20 protein-coding genes are annotated in these 25,687 nt (G+C 45.5%); 17 read left to right on the forward strand and 3 right to left on the reverse strand.

Annotated elements, in window-relative coordinates; all coding sequences use genetic code 11:
• Nucleotides 1–56: 56 nt before the first annotated feature.
• Nucleotides 57–1,100, reverse strand: a complete 1,044-nt coding sequence (locus RS891_RS13190) for a LacI family DNA-binding transcriptional regulator (protein ID WP_113052354.1) — start codon at nt 1,098–1,100, stop codon at nt 57–59.
• A 419-nt stretch (nt 1,101–1,519) separates the two neighbouring features.
• On the opposite strand from RS891_RS13190, the gene RS891_RS13195 reads away from it, so the two are divergent.
• The 4 genes from RS891_RS13195 (at nt 1,520) to RS891_RS13210 (ending at nt 6,207) form a co-directional block, all read left to right on the forward strand.
• Complete coding sequence (locus RS891_RS13195) at nt 1,520–2,569, forward strand: 2,3-butanediol dehydrogenase (protein WP_113052353.1); 1,050 nt, start codon at nt 1,520–1,522, stop codon at nt 2,567–2,569.
• Nucleotides 2,570–2,852: 283 nt separating this feature from the next.
• A complete protein-coding gene (locus tag RS891_RS13200) occupies nt 2,853–4,166 on the forward strand; it encodes a hypothetical protein (RefSeq protein ID WP_315795524.1) in 1,314 nt (437 codons plus the stop codon).
• A 323-nt stretch (nt 4,167–4,489) separates the two neighbouring features.
• Nucleotides 4,490–5,593: an NADH:flavin oxidoreductase gene (locus tag RS891_RS13205; RefSeq protein WP_315795525.1), complete on the forward strand. Its 1,104-nt coding sequence runs from the start codon at nt 4,490–4,492 to the stop codon at nt 5,591–5,593.
• Between the two features lie 167 nt (nt 5,594–5,760).
• Nucleotides 5,761–6,207, forward strand: coding sequence for an Lrp/AsnC family transcriptional regulator (locus RS891_RS13210; protein ID WP_315795526.1), 447 nt, complete (start codon nt 5,761–5,763; stop codon nt 6,205–6,207).
• A 71-nt stretch (nt 6,208–6,278) separates the two neighbouring features.
• On the opposite strand, the gene RS891_RS13215 is transcribed toward RS891_RS13210, so the two are convergent.
• The gene (locus tag RS891_RS13215) at nt 6,279–7,832 is read right to left on the reverse strand and encodes an acetamidase/formamidase family protein (protein ID WP_315795527.1); all 1,554 of its coding nucleotides are present in this window, start codon (nt 7,830–7,832) and stop codon (nt 6,279–6,281) included.
• 482 nt (nt 7,833–8,314) lie between these two features.
• Here RS891_RS13215 and nagZ point away from each other — a divergent pair, with 482 nt between their 5' ends.
• The 10 genes from nagZ (at nt 8,315) to RS891_RS13265 (ending at nt 20,290) form a co-directional block, all read left to right on the forward strand.
• The gene (gene nagZ / locus RS891_RS13220; protein WP_315795528.1) at nt 8,315–9,655 is read left to right on the forward strand and encodes a beta-N-acetylhexosaminidase; all 1,341 of its coding nucleotides are present in this window, start codon (nt 8,315–8,317) and stop codon (nt 9,653–9,655) included.
• Nucleotides 9,656–9,729: 74 nt separating this feature from the next.
• A complete protein-coding gene (locus RS891_RS13225) occupies nt 9,730–10,434 on the forward strand; it encodes a response regulator transcription factor (protein WP_064638808.1) in 705 nt (234 codons plus the stop codon).
• Nucleotides 10,431–11,417 carry a sensor histidine kinase gene (locus RS891_RS13230; RefSeq protein WP_113052348.1) on the forward strand — a complete coding sequence of 329 codons (987 nt, stop codon included), beginning with the start codon at nt 10,431–10,433 and terminating at the stop codon, nt 11,415–11,417. The genes RS891_RS13225 and RS891_RS13230 overlap by 4 nt, the downstream gene beginning before the upstream one ends.
• Nucleotides 11,418–11,695: 278 nt before the next feature.
• Nucleotides 11,696–12,466: an ABC transporter ATP-binding protein gene (locus tag RS891_RS13235; protein ID WP_113052347.1), complete on the forward strand. Its 771-nt coding sequence runs from the start codon at nt 11,696–11,698 to the stop codon at nt 12,464–12,466.
• A complete protein-coding gene (locus tag RS891_RS13240; protein WP_113052346.1) occupies nt 12,441–14,399 on the forward strand; it encodes an FtsX-like permease family protein in 1,959 nt (652 codons plus the stop codon). The genes RS891_RS13235 and RS891_RS13240 overlap by 26 nt, the downstream gene beginning before the upstream one ends.
• Nucleotides 14,400–14,899: 500 nt before the next feature.
• Complete coding sequence (locus RS891_RS13245) at nt 14,900–16,327, forward strand: 4-hydroxyphenylacetate 3-hydroxylase family protein (RefSeq protein ID WP_315796299.1); 1,428 nt, start codon at nt 14,900–14,902, stop codon at nt 16,325–16,327.
• A gap of 217 nt (nt 16,328–16,544) precedes the next feature.
• Nucleotides 16,545–17,252, forward strand: a complete 708-nt coding sequence (locus tag RS891_RS13250) for a response regulator transcription factor (protein WP_315795529.1) — start codon at nt 16,545–16,547, stop codon at nt 17,250–17,252.
• Nucleotides 17,230–18,681: a sensor histidine kinase gene (locus RS891_RS13255; protein ID WP_113052343.1), complete on the forward strand. Its 1,452-nt coding sequence runs from the start codon at nt 17,230–17,232 to the stop codon at nt 18,679–18,681. The genes RS891_RS13250 and RS891_RS13255 overlap by 23 nt, the downstream gene beginning before the upstream one ends.
• 97 nt (nt 18,682–18,778) lie before the next feature.
• The gene (locus tag RS891_RS13260; RefSeq protein ID WP_076291048.1) at nt 18,779–19,858 is read left to right on the forward strand and encodes an AI-2E family transporter; all 1,080 of its coding nucleotides are present in this window, start codon (nt 18,779–18,781) and stop codon (nt 19,856–19,858) included.
• 33 nt (nt 19,859–19,891) lie between these two features.
• On the forward strand, nt 19,892–20,290 hold the full coding sequence (locus RS891_RS13265; protein ID WP_113052342.1) for an Asp23/Gls24 family envelope stress response protein: 399 nt from the start codon (nt 19,892–19,894) through the stop codon (nt 20,288–20,290).
• 86 nt (nt 20,291–20,376) lie between these two features.
• Here RS891_RS13265 and RS891_RS13270 read toward each other — a convergent pair whose 3' ends face one another.
• Nucleotides 20,377–21,222 carry an AraC family transcriptional regulator gene (locus RS891_RS13270; protein WP_315795530.1) on the reverse strand — a complete coding sequence of 282 codons (846 nt, stop codon included), beginning with the start codon at nt 21,220–21,222 and terminating at the stop codon, nt 20,377–20,379.
• A gap of 204 nt (nt 21,223–21,426) precedes the next feature.
• On the opposite strand from RS891_RS13270, the gene RS891_RS13275 reads away from it, so the two are divergent.
• The 3 genes from RS891_RS13275 (at nt 21,427) to RS891_RS13285 (ending at nt 25,665) form a co-directional block, all read left to right on the forward strand.
• Nucleotides 21,427–22,431, forward strand: a complete 1,005-nt coding sequence (locus RS891_RS13275; RefSeq protein WP_315795531.1) for an aldo/keto reductase — start codon at nt 21,427–21,429, stop codon at nt 22,429–22,431.
• A gap of 295 nt (nt 22,432–22,726) precedes the next feature.
• On the forward strand, nt 22,727–24,319 hold the full coding sequence (gene mbcS / locus RS891_RS13280; RefSeq protein ID WP_397386913.1) for an acyl-CoA synthetase MbcS: 1,593 nt from the start codon (nt 22,727–22,729) through the stop codon (nt 24,317–24,319).
• A 101-nt stretch (nt 24,320–24,420) separates the two neighbouring features.
• A complete protein-coding gene (locus RS891_RS13285) occupies nt 24,421–25,665 on the forward strand; it encodes an aminopeptidase (protein WP_113052338.1) in 1,245 nt (414 codons plus the stop codon).
• Nucleotides 25,666–25,687: the final 22 nt, after the last annotated feature.

Consider the following 25,687-nt stretch of genomic DNA (forward strand, 5'->3'; position numbering starts at 1 on the left):
GCACCTTTTTTGTATTTATCGAGTGGGATTGTCCATTAAATCCGGTGACTTTGCGATCATTCTTCTGCGGGTGGTCCTTGTGAAGATGAGCGGATCATGGCAACGCTGGACTCACGCACAATTAACCGTGGCTCAAATTGAATATGCTCGTAATCCGTGGTGCTCATCTCTCGAATCCGTTTTAACAGCAATTCCGTAGCAAGTCGGGCCACTTCTTCGCCCATAATCGAGACTGAACTGATCTGCGGAGAAGTAACGGTAGTCCATTGGTTATTATCAACGCCCACGACAGCGATATCTTCTGGGACTCGAACGCCGAGTTCTTTAAACCGATTTACCAGTCCGATGGCGACCATATCGTTAATCGCGTATACGGCATCTGGCATGTGAGTCAGTCCATAGAAATAATCCGCTGCATTAGCTCCCGTATTCAATGAAAAATCTTCTCCGAAGTAAACAAGCGAGATATCTACATGTCCCAGTGCCTGCTCATAAGCCCGATAACGTTCTTCAATAATATCTTTGGGAGCACCGGCGTATGCGATGCGAGTCCGTCCAATCTTAATCAGATGTTCCATCACCAATTTCCCTTCAGGCTGTGAAAGAGAAACGACATCTGCTTTCATGCCAGGGTCCAGCTTTTTACCGTAATTGATCATGGAAATGGGAAGAGGAGCTTTATCAATTAAGCCAGACAACGTTTTGGGATATGCCAAAGGCATGAAAATAAGCCCGTCCACGTGCAGTTTTTTGATCGTACGAATGGTTTCCAGTTCCGTTCGTGCATTACCCGCCGTATTAATTTGAACCACATGATACCCGTGCTGCTTCGCCGTTTGTTCAACAGACCAAGAGATCTCGGGAATGATGGCGTTGCGTATGTCAGGTACAACCAGTGCAATCTGATGCGTCTGGCGTATTTTCAAACTCTGAGCAGAGGTATTGGGGACAAATCCTAGCTCCTCAATGGCCTGCATGACTTTATCCCGGGTTTTGTTGCTGATGCCATCGGAATTGTTAATGGCACGGGAGACGGTAGCGATACCTACACCTGCAAGTTCTGCAACGTCCTTGATCGTAACCTTCTGATCTTTACTCACGTTTAGTTAACCTCACTTCATCGGAAACGATTCCGAATTTTGAAAATATATACGAATGAAATGACAATCCTATACCTTGATTATAACATTTGAGCCAATAAGTATCCTGTGAATACGATTAAAGACCAGAGATGTTGGTTGCTTTCCAAAAGAACCGAATGGATAAATAGAGATAAATCGCGCATTCTATATCAATTGAATTAAAAATATACACGAGAGAGAACGGAGGGAAAGCCACAGAGAAAAAAAGATCAATACATTGAAAACGCTGGCATTACACCAGAATTATCGACGTAAAATTCATAAGATAGACATATGTGTGACAAATTATGTTTGACAGCCTATTTAAAATGTGACATATTTAACTTACGGAAACGTTTCCGATTATATCAAAAATTATGATCTGGGAGATGAAACAAATGAAAGCATTGCGTTGGCATGGAGTGAAAGATTTACGTCTCGAAAATATTGATGAACCCCGCCCTGAACAGGGAAAGGTTAAAATAAAAGTGGAGTGGTGTGGAATCTGTGGCAGTGACTTGCATGAGTACACTGCTGGCCCGATCTTCATTCCGGCTCAAGCACCGCATCCGCTAACAGGGGAACAAGCACCTGTTGTGATGGGACATGAATTTTCAGGACAAGTCGTTGAAGTAGGAGAAGGTGTGACACGATTTAAGGCAGGTGACCGCGTTGTAGTGGAACCGATCTATGCGTGTGGCCATTGTGAAGCCTGTAAACAAGGGAAATACAATTTGTGCGATCAGATGGGTTTCTTGGGCCTGGCTGGTGGAGGCGGAGGTTTCTCGGAGTATGTAACAGCTGAGGAATATATGGTACATGCCATTCCTGATTCCATCTCGTATGAGCAAGGAGCGTTGGTGGAACCTTCCGCAGTAGCACTTCATGCTGTTCGTCAAAGCAAACTCAAAGTGGGCGACACTGCGGCTGTTTTTGGTGCGGGTCCAATCGGGTTGCTGGTTATTGAAGCGTTGAAAGCTTCTGGCGCATCGGATATTTATGTTGTTGAATTATCCGAGGAACGTAAAGCCAAAGCGGAAGAACTTGGCGCCATTGTTATTGATCCTACACAATACAATGTGGTGGAAGAAATCCATGCGCGTACACAAGGTGGCGTGAATGTAGCTTATGAAGTAACGGGTGTACCACGGGTGCTGCAACAAGCGATTGATTCAACGCGTATTGGCGGTGAATTGATGATCGTCAGCATCTTCGAACAAGAAGCACCGATTCTGCCTAACTCCATTGTTATGAAGGAGCGCACAGTCAATGGCATTATCGGTTACCGTGACGTATTCCCGGCTGTGATTAGCCTGATGGCTAAAGGTTTCTTCCCAGCTGATAAGTTGGTAACCAAACGAATCAGCCTGGACGAAGTGGTAGAGCACGGATTTGAAGCACTGCTGAAAGAGAAAAACCAGGTTAAAATTCTGGTGAAAGCAGAGTAACTTTACCGAGCTATTTAACAAGACAACATAATAGAGTGGAAGTCAACGAATGGCAGCTGTCACCAGGTTGAAGTTCAACTTGAGCTGATGTCCAGCGGTAGGCAGCTGCAACGAATGAATGACAAATAGACAACGCATCTTCGGATGCGATTGTCTATTTTTTTTGCACAAAGCGGGCGGAATTTGTTGCAAGTACGTTTCATTTTACATAATATAAAAAGATACAATTTGTATCATTTTGATGTAAAGGTGTTATTTCATAAAAATGAAGGAGGAAGCGGACATGCAGAGGAATACGAAGTGGGCAGCCGTGATTTTGACGGTTGTTGCAGGCATGGGCTGGCTGCTTATGGGCAGTTCAAAACCCAAAAACAATGTTTCCACTGAACAGCAGCCGACTGCAGAACGGGCACTTGCCAAGGTGTCCAATGCACCCATCACATCGGCCGATGTGACGTCCAAGATCGAGTTGCTTGGGAAACCTTTTAAGAAAGCACCGTATGCCAACAATGTCTGGGATTTGCAATTGTACAGAGGAAAAATATATATGGGTCACGGGAACAGCAGTAATTTAGGTGTTTCACCTAATGCGGGCCCAATTCCAGTCATTTATTACGATACAGCCAATCCCAAATTTATAACCCAGGCCGTCACCAATAACAATCCGAGCATCGTTCCTTCGACCAAATTATTCGTAGATGAGGAACAGATAGACATTTATAAAGTGCTGAACGACAAATTGTATATTCCCGGAAATGATTCGGATGGTGAGCAGTGGGATATGGGGAACTTCTACCGGTTAGACGGAGATGTGTGGACAAAGTATCGTAATCTGCCGCTAGGTGTACACGTATACGATTTGGCATCCTATCAGGGCAAACTGTTTGCGGCGCTGGGTACCGAGCAGAAACCTACTGTATTAATCTCTCATGATCAAGGAGAAAGTTGGCAAAAATTCGCCACTATCAATACGTTTGGCTTCAGGGCATATACGCTATTTGAGATCAAAGGCAAATTATATGCATCAGGAATGATGTATCCTGCCAATAATATTTGGGGAGATAAAACCAATATATTAGAGATTAATGAGAAGCTCGAAAAGAAAGACGTCGTCATCTATGGTAGCAAAATGCTCCCGGGATTATCCTATCAAACGGGCACCGTCCCGTATAATAAAATAGGGAAAAACATTAATTTCAACAATAAGCTGCTTTATATTGTCGGAGGGGTATTCAATGACGGGCAACTGTTACCCAAATCCTTGAATGTCATGACCGACATTAATCAGGCAACATGCGTCATTTTGCCAGATACTCAGGCTCTTCCTACGGATCTGCTGCTTCGGGAAGGGAAGGTTTATGTGCTTACCTACACTCGCAAAAGTGCGAATCTCTATATAAACCGGGTATATCAATCCACAGATCTGAACACATGGAATGAAATTCTCCGTTTTAACCAGGACACGTACGCCAAGTCTTTTGAAGAACACGAAGGTGATTTCTACTTTGGACTAGGCACAGACCCCGATGTTCTATCGACTTCATCAGGCAAACTACTGAGAGTTAATCGCAATGACATCCCTGTTAATTCTAATTAATCGAAAGGAAGATTATGGATTATATACTATGCTTCATCCACATTTTTGGTTACAGAGAGAGCTGTTTAGGTTAATTGTACAGGGCAGGACGAGATCGTAGAACTTCTTAGATGAAGCTACATCGAGCTTGCTCTATTTTTGTGTTCAAGAGATTGTAATGCCTCTTTGATCGGGAATTTGAAAATAAAAATCAGAAACTATAAAATAGAAAGGTGATATTTGTTAACCAACTCACTGAATAACTTCTGTGGTAGAGATACATGAGCATGTGCAATGGAGTATACCTGTTTTCTTCCAACTTTATCGTAGAGGAGCAATACACAATGAATGTACCGTCAGCTTTGTTTAAACCATTTACCTCGGACAAGCTTACCCTGTCCAACCGGATCGTCATGGCACCCATGACTCGTGGATTTTCGCCCGAAGGAGTACCCGGACCAGAGGTCGTGGAATACTATCGTCGCAGAGCGGCCGGAGGTGTAGGGCTGATTATTACGGAAGGAACGGGTATTAACCATCCTTCATCCATTAGTGGCACGAGCATTCCGCTGTTCCATGGCGAAGAATCATTGCAGGGTTGGGCGAATGTAGTCAAAGCAGTCCATGAGGCAGGTGGCAAAATCATGCCACAGTTGTGGCATGTGGGTACAGCCCGCCGTTCAGGCGACCTGCCTAATGCAGAAGCTCAGCCGGTAGGCCCTTCGGGAATAAGTATGGCAGGTGAACCTGAGAGAGAACCATTGTCAGAAGACGAGATCAAGGGCCTTATCCAGTCGTTTGCCCAAGCGGCAGCAGATGCGCAGCGCATCGGTTTCGATGGTATTGAGCTTCACGGGGCTCATGGCTACCTGATTGATCAATTCTTCTGGGAGCACACCAATCGTCGTACGGATAAATACGGAGGCGATCTGACACAGCGTACGCGTTTTGCTGTTGAAGTTATTGAAGCATGCCGCGCTGCAGTAGGTCCTGACTTCCCGATCGTACTTCGTTTCTCCCAATGGAAAATGGGGAACTACGACGCACGGCTGGTGAAAACACCAGAACAACTGGAGCAATTCCTTGCACCACTGACAGCTGCAGGCGTAGATATTTTCCACTGCTCGACACGTCGATTCTGGCTGCAGGAATTTGATGGCTCAGAGCTGAATCTTGCAGGCTGGACACAGAAAATAAGTGGCAAACCGGCGATCTCTGTTGGATCAGTAGGACTCGAAGCGGAATTCGTGGACAGAGCGAACGAAAACCAGGGAACGGGTGACGCTCATCTGGATCTGTTGAACGAGAAAATGGAGAATAATGAATTCGACTTGATCGCGTTGGGGCGTGTACTACTGAGTGATCCGGAATGGCCAAACAAAGTTCGCGAAGGACGCGAGTCCGACATTGTCCCTTTTACAACAGAAGTGCTGAAAACACTCTATTAAGAGAAGCTTTAAGGGTAAGTGCCAAAACAACGAAAACTGAAAACAAACCTGATGCCGCCGAAAGGCGGCTTTTCGTATGATCAGGTAAGCAGGTTATTAGGGGTTGCCTGTTTTTCTGTGACACTGTTTTTCTGTTACAATATGTAGTACATAGAGGGGTGAATGACGTGCTGGATACGATTGATAGCCATATTTTGCGGCGCTTGGCCCAGAACAGCAGAATCTCGTACACTGATCTGGCCAAAGAGGTCGGTCTTTCAGGGGTAGCAGTTAAGGAACGCATTGAACGTCTTGTAAATCAAGGGATTATTGAGCAATTTTCGATTGTAATCAGTGCCGAGAAGCTTGGGAAAAAAATTTCTGCTTATCTTGAGCTGGAGGTTGAACCCAAACATTTGGACAAGATTGTGGCGGCGCTGAAAGAAAACGAGCGGGTGGCCGTGCTTTATGAAATGACGGGGGCTTGCATCCTGCACACCCACATTCTTGTGGAGAGCATCGAGGAAATGGAGCGCTTCATGAACGAATCGATTTACTCTCTGGAAGGGCTGGTTCGGGTGGAAAACCAGATTTTGTTGAAGCGTCACAAAAACCAGGATGGATTGAATATTTAACGAACAAGAACCGTCAGGCCCGAAGACCAACGGTTCTTGTTTAATTCCTTTGCAAAAACAGGAGAGAGTGACTATTCCGCCTTGGACAGTTTTGCCTGATAGAAGGTTACGAAATATTCGCTGACTTCTGCCGACTTCTGATCGTTCAATTGAATAGGCGCCGTCAATTTGATCGTTTTCTCATTAAACGTAGCCGTTGTGGCACCGATTTTGGCCGAGAGCGTATTGCCGTTATATTGAATGGTGATCATTTTTGTTGCGGGCTCCCATCCGATGTCTGCCCCGAATTGTTCAAAACTGGTGCGCAGCAGTGTGCGCTTCTGTTCTTTTTCCCCGAAGATTTTTTTGTTGATGATGCCATGAATGCCCCAGTTACCGTCAACAACCTGCGTAATTCCGAAATCCGTTGAAACGGACATCAGTGAGTATGCTTCATCTTCAGTTAAATCCATGCCTCTCATCAGAAAAGACTTCGTTTTGTTCGCTGCGTCCTTCATCGCTTTATCCAGGGAGGACTGCTTGAAAATTTCTGTCTGTGCATTCTCACCCAGTTCGGCCAAATGGTTCGCGTAGCTGAAGCCATGAACAACCCATTCGTTTTCATTCTCAAGAAGTGGGAAGTTGAGCGCCTTCAACTTGTTGTCCAGCGCCGCTTTTTTATGCAGAATGAGCTGGATATCCCCGGTCACGGATGTTTCAATCGCCGTTCCGTTCAATTCGGAATCACCTTGACCTGCGTGCGGATCACCCACAGAAAGCAGTGCTCCAGGTACTGATACCGGATAATACATCGTTGCCCCTTCAGTTACGCGCCAATCGTCGATATTCCCGCCATAATACGATGGTGGAACGGAATCGACAACATCAGCTTCTTTGGGAGCCACGCTCATTGTGCCAAAATGCAGCCGGACAGGAACGTGAACGCCTTTTAGCACATCATGGTTCTCTTCCACCGTCGAGTGATCAACGATAACACCCGGATAATCTATGGTTGGATGAACAGTGCCGCTCGGATCGGTCTGCGGTGTCCAGCGATAACTGTACAGTGCCTTGGCGTAATCATTGCCGCCTTTCGTCTCCATTTCATATATCGTAACAACCTCACGTGTATTCGGCGTTTCTTCCATCTCACCATATAAAAGGCCCCAGTTCGCAGCTACATTCGAACCAAAGGTTTTACCGGCATACTCCCCGTTTCCGCTAGGGCGCAGCTTCATGTCTAAAATCTTCACTTCAAGTACATCGCCAGGTTCAGCACCCTCGACTGCAATCGGTCCCGTCATGATATGTACGCCAGGTCCACGATCTGCCTCGTTTTTTTTCGTTTCGCTCCAATGGAAAATATCTTCTGCGCCGGCATCGCCTTTGATCATGCGTTCATAATCATCGCCGGAGTGATGCGTAACAGCTTCCACCGTGACGATATCCCCCGAATTAACCGTAAGTACAGGATCACCTTTTCCGATATTGCCCCAGCGTACGTTTTCCGATTTTGCTTCAAGATAATGTGTCTTCGGAACGTTTTTGAATTGATTTGTGTCAGCATTTGCAACATAAGAAGCTGGAATCACTAATAATACAGCAGATAACGCAGATGAAACCTTCCATTTAAACCGGTTATTCATTAGACAATCACTCCCATTCGATATAATGTCATTTTACTTAACATGATATGAGTCAAAGTATAACAGATGTATTTTAGGTTAACAATATAAAGTTTTTATTTTATTTTTTATATTTTTCTAAAGCTATTTGTTCAATATTCTTAAAATTATTAGATATCCAAATTGAAATGCTTGATAAACATTAGCTGTTTTTGGTCTTCCTATAATAATAATTTCAATATATGAAAAATTCACAATAGAAAACATTTTTCGCACCGCTGACACCTTTTCTCATACCTTTCAATCCAACACGCCCAAGGAATAACACCATGAAATAACACACTTTAACCTCAAAAGGGGATTTTTTTTGCGTCATTCATGCTACTACTTAAGAATTTGTACTCGACCCATCTCCATTTTGAAAATGATGCACCTTATGATAAGGTTATGCCTGAACCACATTCAGCCTGAATGACAACAACGTTTAAGGAGGATGACCATCCTTGTATATTGATAATCGCAAGTTAAAACATAAACACATAAACACGCTTCAAATGTTGTTCCTGCTATGCGGAATAGTGCTGCTCTTATCTGCATGTGGACAGTCCCAGAAGCCTTCCTCGTCAGAGCCAAATAACCATAATGCCGGAACGGAGACCAATGCGAATTCAAACGCAGGTGCAAACGATCAGGATAATGTGCAGGATGATCAACAGAATACAGTGCCTCCACAGGAAGTGAAGGATCCGGTAGAAGAGCAGCTCGACCAATTATCATTGGATGAGAAGATCGGACAAATGATTCTCGCTGGTGTTCAGGGGACCACTTTGGATGATCAAGCGAAACAGATGATCACGAATCAGAAGGTGGGAGGGATTATTTTTTATGCCAATAATGTCTCGACCGTGCCAGGAACAGCAAAGTTCGTACAATCCATTAAGGATGCCAATCGTTCCAACCCGGTTCCTATTTTCATGAGTGTGGATCAGGAAGGTGGCAAAGTTAGTCGTATGCCGGAAACGGTAGAGACTATACCTTCCAATGGGAAAGTGGGCAAGACGAAGGATGCAGATTTGGCTGAAACGATGGGCAAATTGTTGGCAAGACAAATTCAGCTGGTAGGCTTTAACGTCGATTTTGCACCGGTGCTGGATGTAAACAGTAATCCGAATAACCCGGTGATTGGGGATCGTTCATTTGGAAGTTCAGCCAGTCTGGTATCTCAAATGGGTGTAGCCGAGATGAAGGGGCTGCGCAGCGAAGGGATTATTCCGGTGGTAAAGCATTTTCCCGGTCATGGAGACACGTCAGTGGACTCCCACTTGGATCTGCCTGTCGTAAACAAAACAGAAAAGCAACTTGCCCAGCTGGAGTGGATTCCGTTTGAGGCAGCGGTGAAGGAACAGGTGGAAGCGGTTATGGTAGCCCATATTCTGTTTCCGAAGCTTGATCCCGATCATCCGGCCTCCTTGTCGGACGTCATTATTGGTCAACAATTGCGTGGCAAATTCAAATATGACGGTGTGGTCATCACAGATGATCTGAGCATGGGCGCGATCGCCAAAAATTATAAGCTGAACGATGCCGCCGTGGCGACGGTTCAAGCAGGAAGCGATATTCTGTTGGTAGCTCACAGTTATGAGAGTGCCAAGACTATTTTTGATACGCTGAAGAGTGCGGTGAAGTCCGGGAAGATTTCAGAATCCCGAATTAATGAAAGTGTATATCGAATTCTGGCTTTGAAGCAGAAGTATAACTTGTCCGATGAGGAGCAGCCGTCAGGAGATTTGAAGCAGCTGAACGCTGACATTGTGGATTGGCGCAAACAGGTCGATGCCCGATAGTACCTACCTGTGTTATGATTTTGGAAAGAGAATTGCATATTCCATTACGACAGGTTAGAGGTGAGACCCTTTTTATGTATACGATAATGATTATTGAAGATGATCCGAAGATTGCGGGATTACTTCAATCCCATATTGAGCGATATGGTGACAGGGCCGTTGCGGTTGAGGATTTTGAGCAGGTCGTTCAGCAGTTTGAACAAATGAAGCCGCATGTCGTGCTGCTGGATATCAACTTGCCGAGTTACGATGGCTTCTATTGGTGTCGCCAAATTCGTTCCATCTCCACATGTCCGATTATTTTCATTTCCGCCCGGAGTGGCAAAATGGATCAGGTCATGGCGCTTGAGAACGGTGCGGACGATTATATTACGAAGCCGTTTGAGCATGAGATTGTCATGGCCAAAATTCGAAGTCAGCTGCGCCGGGTGTATGGCGATTACGCTGCGCGTCATGAAGAACGCAAGGTGGAATTGGATGGACTAACTGTTTATCTGGAAAGATTGGAGATGGAGCTCGGCGACCGCAAGATACAGCTGACCAAGAAAGAAACCATTCTGCTGGAGACGTTGCTGCGTCGCAGTCCAAAACTGGTTAGCCGTGAAACCATCTTGGAAAAACTGTGGGACGATTCCTTTGTGGATGATAATACACTTAGCGTGAATGTGACCCGCGTGCGTAAACGATTGACTGAGCTGGGAATTACAGATGCGCTGGAGACAGTGCGAGGTTCAGGTTATCGACTCAACAGTAATTGGAAGGCATCGTCACCCTCATGAAGTTGTTTATCAAAGAACATATTCTACTGACTTGTTGGGTGATCGTTGTGCTGCTCACCGTGGTTGCGGTCTTCTGGTACGACGGCTATGACCACTGGTTAACGGCCACGTATGCGGTATCTCTGGGGCTAGTCCTATACGCAGCCTATCTCATTTATCGGTATCTGTCCCATCGCATGTTCTATTCCCGGATGTCACATCGAATGAATGATCTGAAAGAATTTGTTCCATTGAATGAGCCCGCGCCCTTGCCGCAGGCATTGTCAGAATTGCTGGACTCACAGTACAGTCATTATCATGCGCATCTGCATCGTCTGGAACAGCGTCAACAGGAATACCTGACTTTTATGAATCAATGGGTTCATCAGATGAAGACACCTTTGTCCGTCATTGAACTGACGGTTGAGGATCAGGAGGATGAGGATCCCCGTTTCATCAGCATTCGAGAGGAAGCAGACCAGATGAGACGAGGGCTGGAAACCGTGCTGTACATGGCGCGGCTGGAGACATTTGAACAAGATTTCAGTGTGGAGCCAGTATCCCTCAAGGCGGCTGGGGAAGAAGCCATCCATGAGCTGAAACGGTTCTTCATTCGCAATCACGTGTATCCCGAGATGAAAATTGATTCTGCGTTAATGGTCCAATCAGATGCGAAGTGGATTCGGTTTGTCCTCGTACAGCTGTTATCCAATGCCATCAAGTACTCTTCCGGGGGAAACGGGCAAAAGGTAACCATCCAGGCCCATGAATCAACACGATCCATTATTCTTGAAGTGAAAGATCAGGGAGTGGGTATTCCCAAGTCGGATCTCAAACGAGTGTACCAGCCTTTTTTCACCGGAGAGAATGGGCGTCACTTTAAAGAATCTACGGGTATGGGGCTATATATTGTTAAGGATGTCCTGACACGAATGAACCATCGGATTGACCTTACATCCGTTCAGGGAGAAGGAACCACTGTAACCATTACATTTGAAATCTAAATATAAAATTCATAAGCGGAATGAAATGAGAAGACGTCTGGTGCCCTGACAGGGATCGGCGTCTTTCTCGTTTTCTACATAGTAGAGGATGATTGTTGGACAGCGAGACCTATATAACCTTACAAGAATGTCATGAAGATGAAAGGTTAATCCATAGGAGAATGGTCGAAACTTCGATAGACTGAAGTCAGAACGTAGAGAACGACCTCGAATTGCGATGAAGTTCAGTTCAACTTGGTTTAATTCAAATTCGAAAATCTAAAAGGAGCCATTAACCTATGGAGATATGTTCAGTGAAACAGATTAGCAAAATTTATAAAGGGATCGTGTCATACGAAGCCTTATCAGGAATTGATCTCAGTATTCAGGAGGGTGAATTCGTTGGCATCATGGGTCCATCCGGCAGCGGCAAAACAACGTTGCTGAACATGATTTCAACTATTGACCACCCTACTTCAGGGGAATTGCAGATTGCAGGTAAGAACCCATTTGAACTGAATCACGATGAACTGGCTCTGTTCAGACGCCGAGAGCTGGGGTTTGTATTTCAGTCGTTTAACCTGCTCAACACACTCACGGTAAAAGAAAACATTGTCCTGCCGCTTACGCTGGATGGAGTACCGGTTGAGGAGATGAATGAACGTGTTGATCGACTCGCAGAGAAGCTGGGCATCGCATCTCTTCTGAACAAACGTACGTATGAAATCTCCGGAGGTCAGGCCCAGCGGACAGCAATCGCACGAGCCCTGATCCATTCTCCCAAGCTGGTGCTGGCCGATGAGCCTACAGGAAATCTCGATTCGAAGGCAGCACGTGATGTAATGGAGATGCTGGAACGTCGCAACCAGGAAGATCGGGCCACCATGCTGTTGGTCACGCATGACGCTGTTGCGGCAAGTTATTGCAGCAGGGTTGTATTTATTAAGGATGGACGACTGTACAACGAAATTCATTATGGAGATAACCGATCGACGTTCTATCAACGAATCATCAACGTATTATCCCTGATGGGAGGCTCAGGACATGAATTTTCGCCAGTTCGCCATTAATAACGTTGTTCGGAACAAACGAATTTACTTAGCCCATTTTCTGAGCAGTACGTTTTCCGTCATGATCTTTTTTACGTATGCATTGCTCTTGTTTCACCCGGATCTGAAGGATGGACTGAAAGGTTCAAGTAATACAGTGACCATGCTTGCGAATCAAGGGTTTCTAATTGCAGAGATTATTATTTTCATCTTTTCGTTTTTGTTTCTGCTCTATTCCGTAGGTTCATTTCTAAAGACACGTAAAAAAGAATTCGGCATATTTCAAATCATCGGCATGACTCGTAAACAGATGAACCGACTATTATTTATGGAGAATATGTGTATTGGACTCGCCGCCATTGTGGCGGGCGTTGGATTAGGAATGATTTTTGCCAAGCTGATCCTGTTGATCTGCGGTTCCATGCTCGCTGTGGAAGAAAGTCTCCGATTCTATTTCCCATTAAAAGCAATCGCACTTTCTGTCGGAGCATTTCTGCTGTTGTTTGTTGTGATTGCGCTGAGCTCATCGCTGCTGATGCGAAAAGGGTCATTGATTGACCTTGTAAAATCAGAGGAAAAACCAAAACCCGAGCCAAAGGCTTCTCGTCTTTTAGCACTTCTCTCCGTCATACTCATTGGGGGTGGATATGCGGGTGTATTTGCTTTTGTATGGATCACATACTCTTTCCCTTTGCTGCTTGGTAGTGTTGTTTTGGTTATTGCAGGCACATATCTGTTATTCACCCAACTTAGTGTGTATGCCATTCGTGCGCTCAAAGGCAATAAGCGTTTGTTTTTCCGCAAAACGAATTTGCTGTTTCTTTCCGAACTTACCTATCGAATGAAAGATAATGCTGTCATGTTTTTTATGGTAAGTGTGATCTCGGCTTCTGCCTTTACGGGCATTGGTACGATGCTTGCGATCGCTGATCCGGGATTATCATCCATGACAAATCCATATGCGTTTACTTACCAGAATTCATGGGAGACCTCCAGTGCAGAACGCCAGATCAGGAAGATCGAAGAGACTTTAATTGATAATGAAGTTCCGTATCAGAAAGGAAGTTATATTCCGCTATTTGATGGCGAGGGCAACTATATTATCAAACTAAGTGAGTATAATCATCTTGCCAAGGCACTTGGTTACAAAGAGCGAACTTTGGAGAACGTCAACGACTCGTTTATGACTCCGGGTAATCTTACAAGTCGCAAGACGTTACGTGCATTGGTCGGGCAGGGTTCAACTCAGAAAAATATCGATATAAGGGTTGGAGAAACAAATAAAAAGATACGTCTAACAACTCCTGAGACCGAGATCGTCATCCCAGTTGAATATACAAGGGAAGTGTATGTGGTTTCCAATGAGCTGTACGATAAAATGAATAAGGAATTTAAGAATGAAATCCAAGCGGATGAAAATTTTTATTTCGATAAAAAAACTCAATTTGTTGTGACAGATTGGATGGGAACGCGGAAGTTTGCTCCTGATCTGATCGAATCCATTCAAAATGACTCAGATGGTCAGGGCTACTTTGAGATCAGCGCTCTCGTGCTGGATTGGCTTAATTCCAAACAAACCAATGGTATTATCCTAATTCTAAGTGGATTGATTGGCATTGTCTTTTTCACCTTTGCTGCAAGCTTTACCTACTTCCGGTTATATGCAGATCTGGAACGGGATGAAGAGCAGTATCGCATGATTGGTAAGATGGGACTGAGTCGACCGGAGCTTCGCAGCATTGTAACCAGACAGCTGGTATTAATGTTTTTCCTTCCAATAGCATTAGCCATAATCCATAGCTCCGTTGCATTTGTCGCATTGCAGCAGTTGGTTGATTTCTCCGTCATGGGTTATACTTTGCGCATTTTCCTCGTATTTGCATCCATGCAGATTCTATTTTTCCTGCTGGTACGCTGGCGCTATCTGCGTCATATGTATGCCAAATTAATCTAATATAAAGAGGTTGTCCGATAAGTCATGATTAAGACTTATCGGACAGCCTCTTTTTCGTGTTATTTTGAACTAACGAACCGGAAACACCTTATTCGCTCTCATTTATACCGTTCTGAATTGTAACGAATCCTAGTGACGTTATTTAATTAGTTACGTCGCTTTTTAGGCTCTGACGAGCGTTTTGCATCGAATAACGTCACTGAAGTTCGTTAAAAGTGGCATGCCTTCAGAATCCGCCTTTTAAGGTGCGGAGGGTTCGTTAGCGTCTGGCAAGTTTGGTGTATTACCCTAAAAGAATCAGCCATGCAGCCAAACCTGCCGAAATGAGAAGCCCTTCTGTCATAACCCCGTTGACTTTTTCCACCAAAGCAAAGTACTATTTTAATAGATACAATATGTATCATTTCAGTGTAACTGAGTCTTGAAATGACTAAAAACATTATCACCATTGAGTTTTCTAGCCTTTCTAACGGAGAAGGAGGATTACATTGAGCATAACGATGTCCCGTGGACAAGCTTATCTGCAACGGCTGAACGACGAACGGAATGTATGGCTGGATGGAGAACGTATTCGCGTAACAGAGCATTCTGCCTTCCGGGGAACCTTACAAACGATTGAAAGTCTGTTTAATCTGGTAGAAGGGGCGGACACGAGAGAAACAGTGGCTTATTGGGATGAGCAGACGAATGGATATGTACATCAGGCTTTTCGAGTACCCCGTAATGCTCAGGAGATCAGCAGCAGGGCGGCAGCCTTTCGATTGTGGTCTGATCGCACCTACGGGGTAATGAGCCGTCTCTCGGATTACGCCCGATCCCGCCTGACCGGATGGTACGCCACACGGGATGCGATGGCTGTATATGACCCGGCATATGGAGTTAAAATCGCTGCCTATTATGATGAGGCAAAACGTAAAGATGCCTTCCTGACCATTGTCCAGCGTGACCCGCAGATTAACCGCGCTCTGCCTGTTGGGGAAGATGAAGATGCAATGCTCAGAATCATTCGTACCAATACAGAGGGCGTTGTCCTTCGTGGTGCGAAGATGGTGGCGACTGCTGCTCCATATGCGGACGATATCATTGCATATCCGATTCAGCGAATTCCTGGACATCGCCCGGAATTGGCGCATATGGTTATTGTGGCAGCAGGAAGTCCAGGATTACATATGGTATGTAGAGAATCTTTTGCAACATCAGATTCAGATACCGCTCATCCGCTCAGTAGTCACTATGATGAGATGGATGCTGTATTATTTTTTGACGACGTATTTGTACCTTGGGAACGTGTACTGTTGCACAACAATCCGGAAGCGGTATGGCAGATTCGCTGCAACGTGGCATCCTCGAGTCTGGCTTACCATCAGAGCATTATTCGGCTCCATTCGAAGCTGGAATTCATTACAGCCATCACGTCTTCCATTGCCAAGGAGATTGGAGTAGACTCCTTCCTAAACGTACAGGAACAGCTTGGGGAGATGATTAGCCAGATGCATACGATTGAAGGACTCATCATCGCATCCGAGGCACAAGCTGCGCCGGATGTTCATGGTAACTGGCTACCAGGATTCAAGTATATCGAAACAGCCCGTAATCTGGGGAACTGTTATTACCCGCGCGCTGTTGAGATTTTGAAGACTATAGCCGCAGGTGGCCTTATTCAGATCCCTTCCGGGAAGCTGGAGCTCGATGGGAGTATCAGCCCCATGATGAACAAGTATCTTGGAGGCGTAACGATGCAGGCACCGGAGAAGATTCGGTTATTCCAGCTCGCCTGGGAGCTGACAGGAAGTCCGCTGGGAGCCAGACATGATCTGTATGAACGTTTCTATGCCGGTGACCCTGTACGCAATCAGGCGAGTCAGTATGTGCAATATGATAAGGACCGATTATATGATCGGGTTGAACCCTGGTTACGTAGCAAGTGATGAATGGTACTGAAACTTTACTTATTTTAGCTTTATATTTGAAGCTCTGGCCTGATGCCCGGGCTTTTTATTTAGGTTATCTTTAGAAATGGTTTAGATTGATTTAAGAGACGTAGTATATAGTAGTAACGTATAGACATATGAACAATAAACGGAATGTACGGATACGAATTCGAATGAAAACTGAATTTATTGAAACAGGAATGAGAGGATTCACATGAGATACACACTATTAATTGCAGACGACGAACCTGAAATTGTGGAACTGCTTCAGCTGTACCTCGAGAAGGACTACAACATTGTGACGGCCGTTAATGGAGTAGAAGCGCTAGAGTGTATCCGTTCAACTCAGATTGATCTGGTCATACTGGATATTATGATGCCCGTGATGGATGGACTCCAGTTGATCAAACAAATCAGGTCCACACATCATATGCCTGTTCTTTTCTTGTCGGCCAAGAGCCAGGATCATGACAAAATCCTTGGACTCGGATTGGGTGCCGACGACTATATCTCCAAACCTTTCAATCCTTTGGAAATTGTCGCCAGAGTGGAAGCTTTGCTCAGAAGAGTCAATCAATTTGATGCACCTGACATGCCTGCTGCCAAAGAGCTGAATCTTGTGCTGGGTGAGCTCAGGCTTGATCGATCCCAATGTATCCTTTTTCGTTCGGGTAAACCTGTGACATTGACCTCTACAGAGTACAAAATCGTGGAGCTTCTGCTTGAGCAGCCAGGCCGTGTCTTCACCCGTAAAAAAATATACGAAGCCGTCTGGGGAGATTATTACGCTCACGAGGACAGCACGATAATGGTACATATCAGTAACATTCGGGAGAAGATCGAGCGCGACTCCAGACAACCGGAATATTTAAAAACGATAAGGGGACTGGGATACAAAATTGAAGCGCCCATGGAAAGCTAGAGAAAAGAGACTATTGCAAACGTCCCTGACACTGGACTTTTTGCTGTTTAACTTCTTTTTGTTGTTACTGGTAGCCATTGTGTACATTATCATTAATCTGGATGTGGTCGATTTCCGCATTTCGGATCAGGTGGTTGATCCTGATCTGAATGTGGAGGCACATGTGTATGTGACAGAACTGGAGAACGGATGGTTGTCCGGTAGTTCCAATGAGGCCAACAATACCGAGATTCAGCGTCTCAAGGATAGCGGAGGATGGATTGAAGTGCTGGATGCGGATCGGAGGGTCATTCGTTATATCGGGGACAAGCAGGATACGTTCACTCAATACAGTGAAGCTGAGCTATATGCTGGACTCGAAAACCGAAACGAACAGCCGTATTACTACTCCATTAGTCCACTTTCAACTGAGGGAGCTGCAAAGTACGTTTTGCTGAAGATTCCGCGTGACTTGGTCAGTGTACGTATTAATGATAATCAGCTGATTACCAATTTGAAGCATCCGTTATCGTTCTACATTATGATCGGGATCGGGTTGGTCTTGCTGCTGATATTTGTATACAGCTATTGGGTCGCCCGGCGAATCAAAAAGCCGCTAAGTATTCTCTCTCTAGGTCTTACCCAGATGATCCAGGGGAATTATAGTACGCGCATGTCCATTACGGCAGAGAGGGAATTTGTCCAGATTGGAGAAACATTCAATTATATGGCTGACGTCATTGAGAATACATCTGCGGAGAAACGTTATGCCGAAGAGAGCAAGCAGCGACTGATTGTGGACCTGTCACATGATCTCAAGACCCCGATCACGAGTATTCAAGGATACGCCCAGGCTTTGGTGGAAGGGCGGGGGGAAGATAAGGACAGGCAGCAGCGATATCTGGGATATATCTACAACAAGTCTGTTCAGGTCGCACGCATGATTCAGAATATGCTGGAATTGCTCAAAGTGGATTCACCTGACTTCCGTATGCATATCCAACAGCGGGAAATCGGCGAGTTTGTACGTGAGATTATGGCTGATACGTATGGTGAGATTGAGCAGAACCATTTTGGCTTGCATGTGCTAGTCCCAGATGAAGAGATCTATGCAAGGTATGATCCGGAGCTGTTGTCCAGAGTGATTCAGAACCTGATTACAAATGCCTTGTCCTACAACCCTCGGGGGACGGAGCTGCGTGTGGAGTTAATCCCACTGGACAACCATGTGGTTATTGAGGTCGCTGATACCGGTGTGGGTATCCCTCAGGAGTTATGGGCAACCATCTTTGATCCCTTTGTACGCGGGGATGAGGCTCGTACGGGAACCGGGGGTACCGGGCTTGGACTGGCCATTGCACGGCGGAACACCGAGAAAATGGGTGGACGATTAACACTTTCCCGACGTGGAAGGGAGACGACGGTGTTCACTATACAGATTCCGAAATAAAGAACCGACATAAAGGATAAGGTGGACATAAACATGTCATTCTGATCACCATTTGCAAAGTGCTCATATAGAAAAGGTTAAGTGGAGGGGAAACTTTTTGTTCAAAGTAAATTCGTTTGTACGTTTCAGTATTGCACTGGCACTGATACTGATTAATATCTATCTGTTATCACGCGTCAGCTTTATTTTCCAACCGCTTGTTACCATGCTTACGGTTATTACCGTGCCGATGATGCTGTCCGTATTCTTTTATTATCTGCTGCGGCCGCTCGTCAATTACATGGAGAAAAAGAAGCTGAATCGCACACTTAGCATTCTGCTAATCTATCTGGTGTTTGGGATACTGTTCGCCCTGTTTATTATAGGGTTATGGCCTTCACTACGCGAGCAGTTGATCAATCTGGTAGAAAACGCACCAAATTTAATCAATTCACTGAGTTTGCAGCTTAAAGAGCTGGAACAGAACGGCGTCATTACGGCTATGTTCCCGGAAGGATCGACCCCGTTTTCGCAGATTACGGATTACATTAACAAAGGCTTTACCTTTGTAACGAACTATGTGAGTGGATTCTTCTCACTTATCTCAAGCTTTGCGATTGTTCTGTTCACTTTCCCGATCATTTTGTTCTACATGTTGAAGCAGGGAGAGAAATTCGGCCGTAAGCTGGTGCACATTGCACCAAAACGCTTCCAAAAAGACAGTCGTGACGTGGTACTTGAGATCGATCAGGCGTTAAGCGGTTTTATTGTGGGACGAGTTCTCGTGAATCTGGCACTGGGTGTGCTGATGTATATCGGTTTCCTGATCATCGGTCTCCCGTATGCACTGCTGTTAACCGTAATTGCGGTTATTATGAACTTTGTTCCGTTTATCGGGGCAATCCTTTCCTCCGTTCCTATTGTCATTATGGGACTGGTGGTATCCCCATCGGTTGCGATCTGGTCACTCATTATTATTCTGGTAGCTCAGCAAATTCAGGATAATCTGGTTGCACCGTATGTATTCGGCAAAAAACTCGACATTCATCCGCTTACCACCATTATATTGGTGCTGGGTGCAGGGGACCTGGGCGGCATAATTGCCATTCTGATCATCATCCCTGTCTACATGATCGTAAAAATTATTTTGGTTCGAATCTATCAGCTATTCTTCAAGGACAAATGGCAGAATGCTTAAACATTTATAAATGATATAGAAGGAGTGGAAATCATGTCTGAAATCATCCCACAACCATACACTGAACCTGAGTATATTGAGCCACAATCTGTTCAAATGGGCGCCATTCATATTTCCAACGATGTAGTATCCAAAATAGTTGGCATGGCCGCCCAGACTACAGAGGGAATATCCTCCATGTCTGTTGGTCTTACCGAAGGAATCGCCAAGAGCATCAGCGGAAAGAGCTTGCAAAAAGGGATTGACGTTGTGATCAAAGATGACCAGGCATCTATCCAACTGCGAATCAATGTTCAATTTGGCAGAAAGATGCACGAAGTCTGTCAGGAACTTCAACATAATGTGCAGCAAGCAGTGGAGCAATTAACAGGCATTATGGTGAATGAAATTAAAGTTCAAGTGGTAGGCGTGACCATGCAGGAGCAGGCTTAAAGTAGAACGAGAAGAACGAACGAATGGAATTCAGTCGTAAGCAGGTAGTGATATCCTGTGTAAAAACACAAAACAGCACTTTCCCATTAGCAGCATAAATGGGAAGGTGCTGTTTTGTGTTTGCGATAATACGTAGGGGCTTCGCCCATAACTTTTTTGAACATTTTTGAGAAAAGCAGCTGGTCGGCATATCCGACGGAACGGGAGATATCCCCAATGGTCAAAGCCGGGTCCAACGTCAGCTCAGCCGCCCTGCGCATGCGGTAATTGACCAGATAAGACTGAATGCTGGTGCCCATCTTGTCTTTGAAGAGAGAGCACAAGTAGCTGCGCTGCAAGCCAACATGAGAAGCAATGGACTGTACTGTGATGGTATTGGCATAATTAATCTCAATGAAATCCATTACCTGAGTGACATAAGTTTCTTTTGTATAGTCCTGGAGCGGAATAGGTCTGTCCTCACCGGCTCGATCAATCAAAATGGAGAAAAACTGAAAGAGCAATCCCGTCATGCTGATCTCCCATCCCTTATGGGTATTGCGAGAGCTAATCATGCGGTGCAGACAGGAGCGCATCTCGTCATCGTCATTGCCCATTTCAAAGATCGGATGGTGCTCAGACAGGCAAGCCTGCTGTAATAACGAAGGGCAGGTGCTCCCTTGGAAAGCAACCCAGCTATACTCCCACGGATCATTCTGATCTGCTTCATAATGAACGACAGAATGGGGCACGATGAGGAACCCCTGGCCTTTGTGCAGCGTAACCTTTTTGCCTCCGACTTCGAAGGTGCCTTTGCCGTCCAAAATGTAATGGATTTTGTAATAATCCCGCATGGCCGGGCCGAAGTGGTGACCGGGTGCGCAAGCTTCCGTGCCGTAATGAAGGAGCTGAAGCTCCTGAAAGTGACTGTTTTTGCACATATACGTAATCAAGGCTATTCACTCCTGTTTATGAGGTCGTTATACCTTGCATTTTAACATATAAAAGGTGAAAAGGGATCGTTTTATGAATATCATTTGATGAAGATACCAATCATTTTTCCATATCGTTGTAGTGAAATGCCATATCGTTTTACATGGAAAGTGTCTAAGATGAAAGGGTATTCAATAACTTTTACAGGAAAAGAGAGATTAACCATGCCCTATACTGCGAGTGAACAACGATACAGTGAAATGAAGTATTCCCGCTCTGGCAAAACCGGAATTAAGCTGCCGCAAATAGCACTAGGCTTATGGCAGAACTTCGGTGGAAACCGCACCTTGGATATTCAGGAAGAGATGATCCTGCGCGCATTTGATCTGGGGATTAACCATTTCGACTTGGCCAACAACTATGGACCACCTCCAGGATCAGCCGAAGAGAATTTTGGTGTCATTCTCAAAAAACATCTGCGTCCGTACCGCGACGAACTGCTCATCTCAACCAAGGCAGGTTATCATATGTGGAACGGTCCATACGGCGAATGGGGTTCACGCAAAAACCTGATTGCCAGTCTGGACCAAAGTCTCAGCCGGATGGGACTGGATTACGTAGATATTTTCTATCATCACCGCCCAGATCCGGAGACACCGCTCGAAGAAACGATGACTGCGCTGGATCATATCGTTAGACAGGGTAAGGCTCTGTATGTAGGCTTGTCCAACTATGATGCCGAACAGACGAAGGAAGCTGTGACCATTTTACGTCGTCTTGGAACACCTTGTCTGGTTCACCAGCCAAACTATTCGATGCTGCATCGCTGGATTGAGGATGGTTTGCAGGATGTGCTGGATCAGAATGGCGTAGGATCGATCGCATTCTGTCCGCTTGGCCGCGGACAGTTGACGAATAAATATGTGGACAAGATCAGGGAAGAGCGCGCCAATCCAACAGGCAATCTGAGAAAAGAAGCCTATACGGACGAACGGATCGCCAAGTTCGAAGCACTTCAGGCTGTTGCCGAACGTAGAGGCCAAACGATCTCCCAGTTGGCGCTAAACTGGATTTTGCGTGGTAACCGAGTTACTTCCGCTCTGATCGGCGCAAGCCGTGTGTCCCAGATCGAAGAAAACGTAGCCGCACTTCAGGCACCAGATCTGACGACAGAAGAGCTGAATGAAATCGAAAGTATCTTGGATGGCATCGGGAACTACGCTTGGTAAGATTGTAACGAAGAGATACGACTATGTAGATTCAGCGTCATGTCTACAATGATTGAATCAATCTATATGTTATAGATATGTTGAGATAACTAAGGTGTCTTCCTGTAGTCGGGAGGACACTTTTTTGTCTTACTTATCATCCTTTATATGTAGAGATAGACCTTTTAGAGCTTCGTTTTAATTGACCTGTGTTTATTTTTTTCTAAAAACTATTTCATATCATAGCACCAGGTCCTAGGATTTAGGGTATAATATATAGATGCTATACATTTGAAATATGAAGGAGAGGCTCCATTTGAATTTTCAACAGTGGATTTCGCCTGAAACCTATAACCTGACATCCGAGATGGAGAATCACCCGTCGGATCGGGTTGCACTTAGATGGCTAAGCGATCATAAAGAATTGGAAGAGATCACTTATGGTGAGTTATTAAAGCAGGCCAATCGTCTTGCTGGAGGTTTGCGTGATCTTGGTTTGGAGAAGGGTGACCGGGTGCTGGTCATGGTACCACGTCGAATTATTGCCTATGTCATATACATTGCCTGCCTGAAACTGGGCATTGCTGTTATTCCTTCTTCCGAAATGCTGCGTGCGAAAGATCTTGAGTATCGTCTTCGGCATTCCGAGGCCCGTGCTGTCATTGTCTGGTCCGAGACCACTGCCGAAGTTGAAAAGATAAATGCAGATCTGCCAGCATTGGCACATCGCATCGTTGCATCACCAAATGGTGATGATAGTGTACCTGGAGAAGGCTGGGTCAATGTACACCAGTTAATGAAAGACCAATCCGATTCGATGGCTGCGGTGGAAACACATCGTGACGATATGGCCATTCTCGCATATACCTCCGGTACGACTGGCAATCCAAAAGGCGTAGTACATAGTCATGGTTGGGGTTACGCCCATTTGCGGATCGCTTCATCGTTATGGCTGGATATTCAGCCTTCGGATACGGTGTGGGCAACGGCAGCACCGGGATGGCAAAAATGGATTTGGAGTCCGTTCCTGTCTGTACTCGGAAGAGGGGCGACCGGACTGGTCTACAATGGATCATTCCAACCCAAACGTTATCTGGAACTGCTGCAAGAGCATCAGATCAACGTCTTGTGCTGTACGCCGACGGAATATCGGTTAATGGCCAAAACAGACGATCTGGGCCATCATGATCTGTCCGCACTGCGCAGCGCCGTGTCTGCTGGTGAACCGTTAAATCAGGAAGTAATTGAAATTTTCCAGCGTCACTTTGACCTGACGATCCGGGACGGATATGGACAAACCGAGAGTACGCTGCTGATCGGCAGCTTGAAAGATGCTCCCGTACGAATTGGTTCTATGGGGCAGTCCATTACACCAGGCCTTATTGAGATCGTCAATGAAGAGGGACAACTTGTACCTGCTGGTGAAGTAGGAGATATCGCAGTGCATAAGGATATGCCAGCCTTGTTCCGTGCTTATTATCAAGATGAGGGACGGAAGGAAGCGAATCAGCGTGGGGATTATTTTGTAACTGGTGACCGCGCACGGAAAGACGAAGAAGGATACTTCTGGTTTGAAGGTCGCAGTGATGATATCATTATCAGTTCGGGTTACACGATTGGACCGTTCGAGGTGGAAGAAGCGTTGATGAAACACGCCAGTGTGAAGGAATGTGCCGTTGTCGCAAGTCCCGATGAGATCCGTGGTAATGTGGTGAAAGCATTTGTTGTGCTGAGAGACGAGTCTCTCGCATCACCAGAACTGGCACGTGAACTGCAAAATCATGTGAAGGAATGGACAGCACCTTACAAATATCCACGCAAAATCGAGTTTGTAACTGATCTGCCGAAAACAAACTCCGGTAAAATCCGCCGAATCGAGTTGCGTGAGCAGGAAAAACGCAAGGTTTAAATAATTACGTGTACACAAATAGTTGGAAATATCAGCATAAGTAGTGAAGGGGAAGGAATCGACTCTGAACATTCAAATATGAAACAGGAGTGAACACAACCATGAGTAATTTTGAACAAACCTTTGAAAAATCGTTGGAACAATACGCAGAGCTGGTTGTCAAAGTCGGCGTAAATATTCAGAAAGGACAGGATCTGCTCGTAACGGCACCCATCGAAACATTGGAATTCACCCGTCTGATCGTACAAAAAGCGTATGCAGCTGGTGCCAAGTACGTACAGGTTGATTTTGATGATGACAATATTACACGCAGTCGTTTTGAACATGGTTCTGACGATAGCTTTGATTATTACCCCGCCTGGAAGGCGGAAATGATGGAGAAGTTTGCAGAAGCAGGCGGGGCTACCCTCACGATCAAAGTACCTGACCCTGAATTATACAACGGCATTAATTCCGACAACGTTTCGCGTGCAACCAAAGCGGCAGCTCATGCACGTCGCGGATATTCGAAATATACGCGTAACCACGAAATTAGCTGGTGTCTGATCAAAGCGCCAACCAAGGCGTGGGCGAACAAAGTGTTTGCCGACATTCCAGAGGAAGATCGCATTAACGTGATGTGGGAAACCATCTTCAAAATGAACCGTGTCGATGGCGGAGACGCTATTCAGAACTGGAAAAAACATTTGGACACCTTGAATGCCATGAGTGATTTGCTGAACAAGAAAAACTATAAAAGCCTGCACTACCGCGCACCCGGAACGGATTTGAAAATCGAGCTGGTGAACAACCACATCTGGGGTGGTGGCGGTAGCGAAAACAAGCAAGGTGTGTATACCGTTGCGAACATGCCGACAGAAGAAGTATTTACAATGCCGAAGCGCAGTGGAGTCAACGGATTTGTCAGCAGCACGATGCCGCTGAACCTGAATGGACAACTTGTAGACCAGATGAGAATTACGTTCAAGGATGGACAGGTTGTTGCGTTTACAGCAGCTTCGGGTGAAGAGCATCTGAAAAACCTGTTTGCCACCGATGAAGGTGCACGTTATCTTGGCGAAGTGGCCTTGGTGCCACATGATTCCCCAATTTCCAACTTGAATCGTATTTTCTATAATACCGGTATTGACGAGAATGCATCCTGCCATCTGGCCGTCGGAAGTGCATATCCATTTAATATGAAAGATGGTACGACGATGTCTAACGAGGAATTGCTGAAACATGAATGCAACGTTAGTCTGACCCATGTGGACTTTATGATCGGCTCTGCAGAGCTCGACATTGATGGTGAGTTGCAGGATGGTACGGTGGAACCTGTATTCCGCAAAGGGAACTGGGCATTTTAATTGGTAAAAACAAGGCAATAAG

Source organism: Paenibacillus sp. BIC5C1 (assembly GCF_032399705.1).
Classification (GTDB): domain Bacteria; phylum Bacillota; class Bacilli; order Paenibacillales; family Paenibacillaceae; genus Paenibacillus; species Paenibacillus taichungensis_A.

Excerpts from the sequence above, each read along its gene's own strand:
- RS891_RS13195 (WP_113052353.1), top strand. The coding sequence starts at position 1,520 with ATGAAAGCATTGCGTTGGCATGGAGTGAAAGATTTACGTCTCGAAAAT.
- RS891_RS13200 (WP_315795524.1), top strand. The coding sequence starts at position 2,853 with ATGCAGAGGAATACGAAGTGGGCAGCCGTGATTTTGACGGTTGTTGCA.
- RS891_RS13205 (WP_315795525.1), top strand. The coding sequence starts at position 4,490 with ATGAATGTACCGTCAGCTTTGTTTAAACCATTTACCTCGGACAAGCTT.
- RS891_RS13215 (WP_315795527.1), bottom strand. The coding sequence starts at position 7,832 with ATGAATAACCGGTTTAAATGGAAGGTTTCATCTGCGTTATCTGCTGTA.
- RS891_RS13225 (WP_064638808.1), top strand. The coding sequence starts at position 9,730 with ATGTATACGATAATGATTATTGAAGATGATCCGAAGATTGCGGGATTA.
- RS891_RS13230 (WP_113052348.1), top strand. The coding sequence starts at position 10,431 with ATGAAGTTGTTTATCAAAGAACATATTCTACTGACTTGTTGGGTGATC.
- RS891_RS13235 (WP_113052347.1), top strand. The coding sequence starts at position 11,696 with ATGGAGATATGTTCAGTGAAACAGATTAGCAAAATTTATAAAGGGATC.
- RS891_RS13240 (WP_113052346.1), top strand. The coding sequence starts at position 12,441 with ATGAATTTTCGCCAGTTCGCCATTAATAACGTTGTTCGGAACAAACGA.
- RS891_RS13245 (WP_315796299.1), top strand. The coding sequence starts at position 14,900 with ATGTCCCGTGGACAAGCTTATCTGCAACGGCTGAACGACGAACGGAAT.
- RS891_RS13250 (WP_315795529.1), top strand. The coding sequence starts at position 16,545 with ATGAGATACACACTATTAATTGCAGACGACGAACCTGAAATTGTGGAA.
- RS891_RS13265 (WP_113052342.1), top strand. The coding sequence starts at position 19,892 with ATGTCTGAAATCATCCCACAACCATACACTGAACCTGAGTATATTGAG.
- RS891_RS13275 (WP_315795531.1), top strand. The coding sequence starts at position 21,427 with ATGCCCTATACTGCGAGTGAACAACGATACAGTGAAATGAAGTATTCC.
- RS891_RS13285 (WP_113052338.1), top strand. The coding sequence starts at position 24,421 with ATGAGTAATTTTGAACAAACCTTTGAAAAATCGTTGGAACAATACGCA.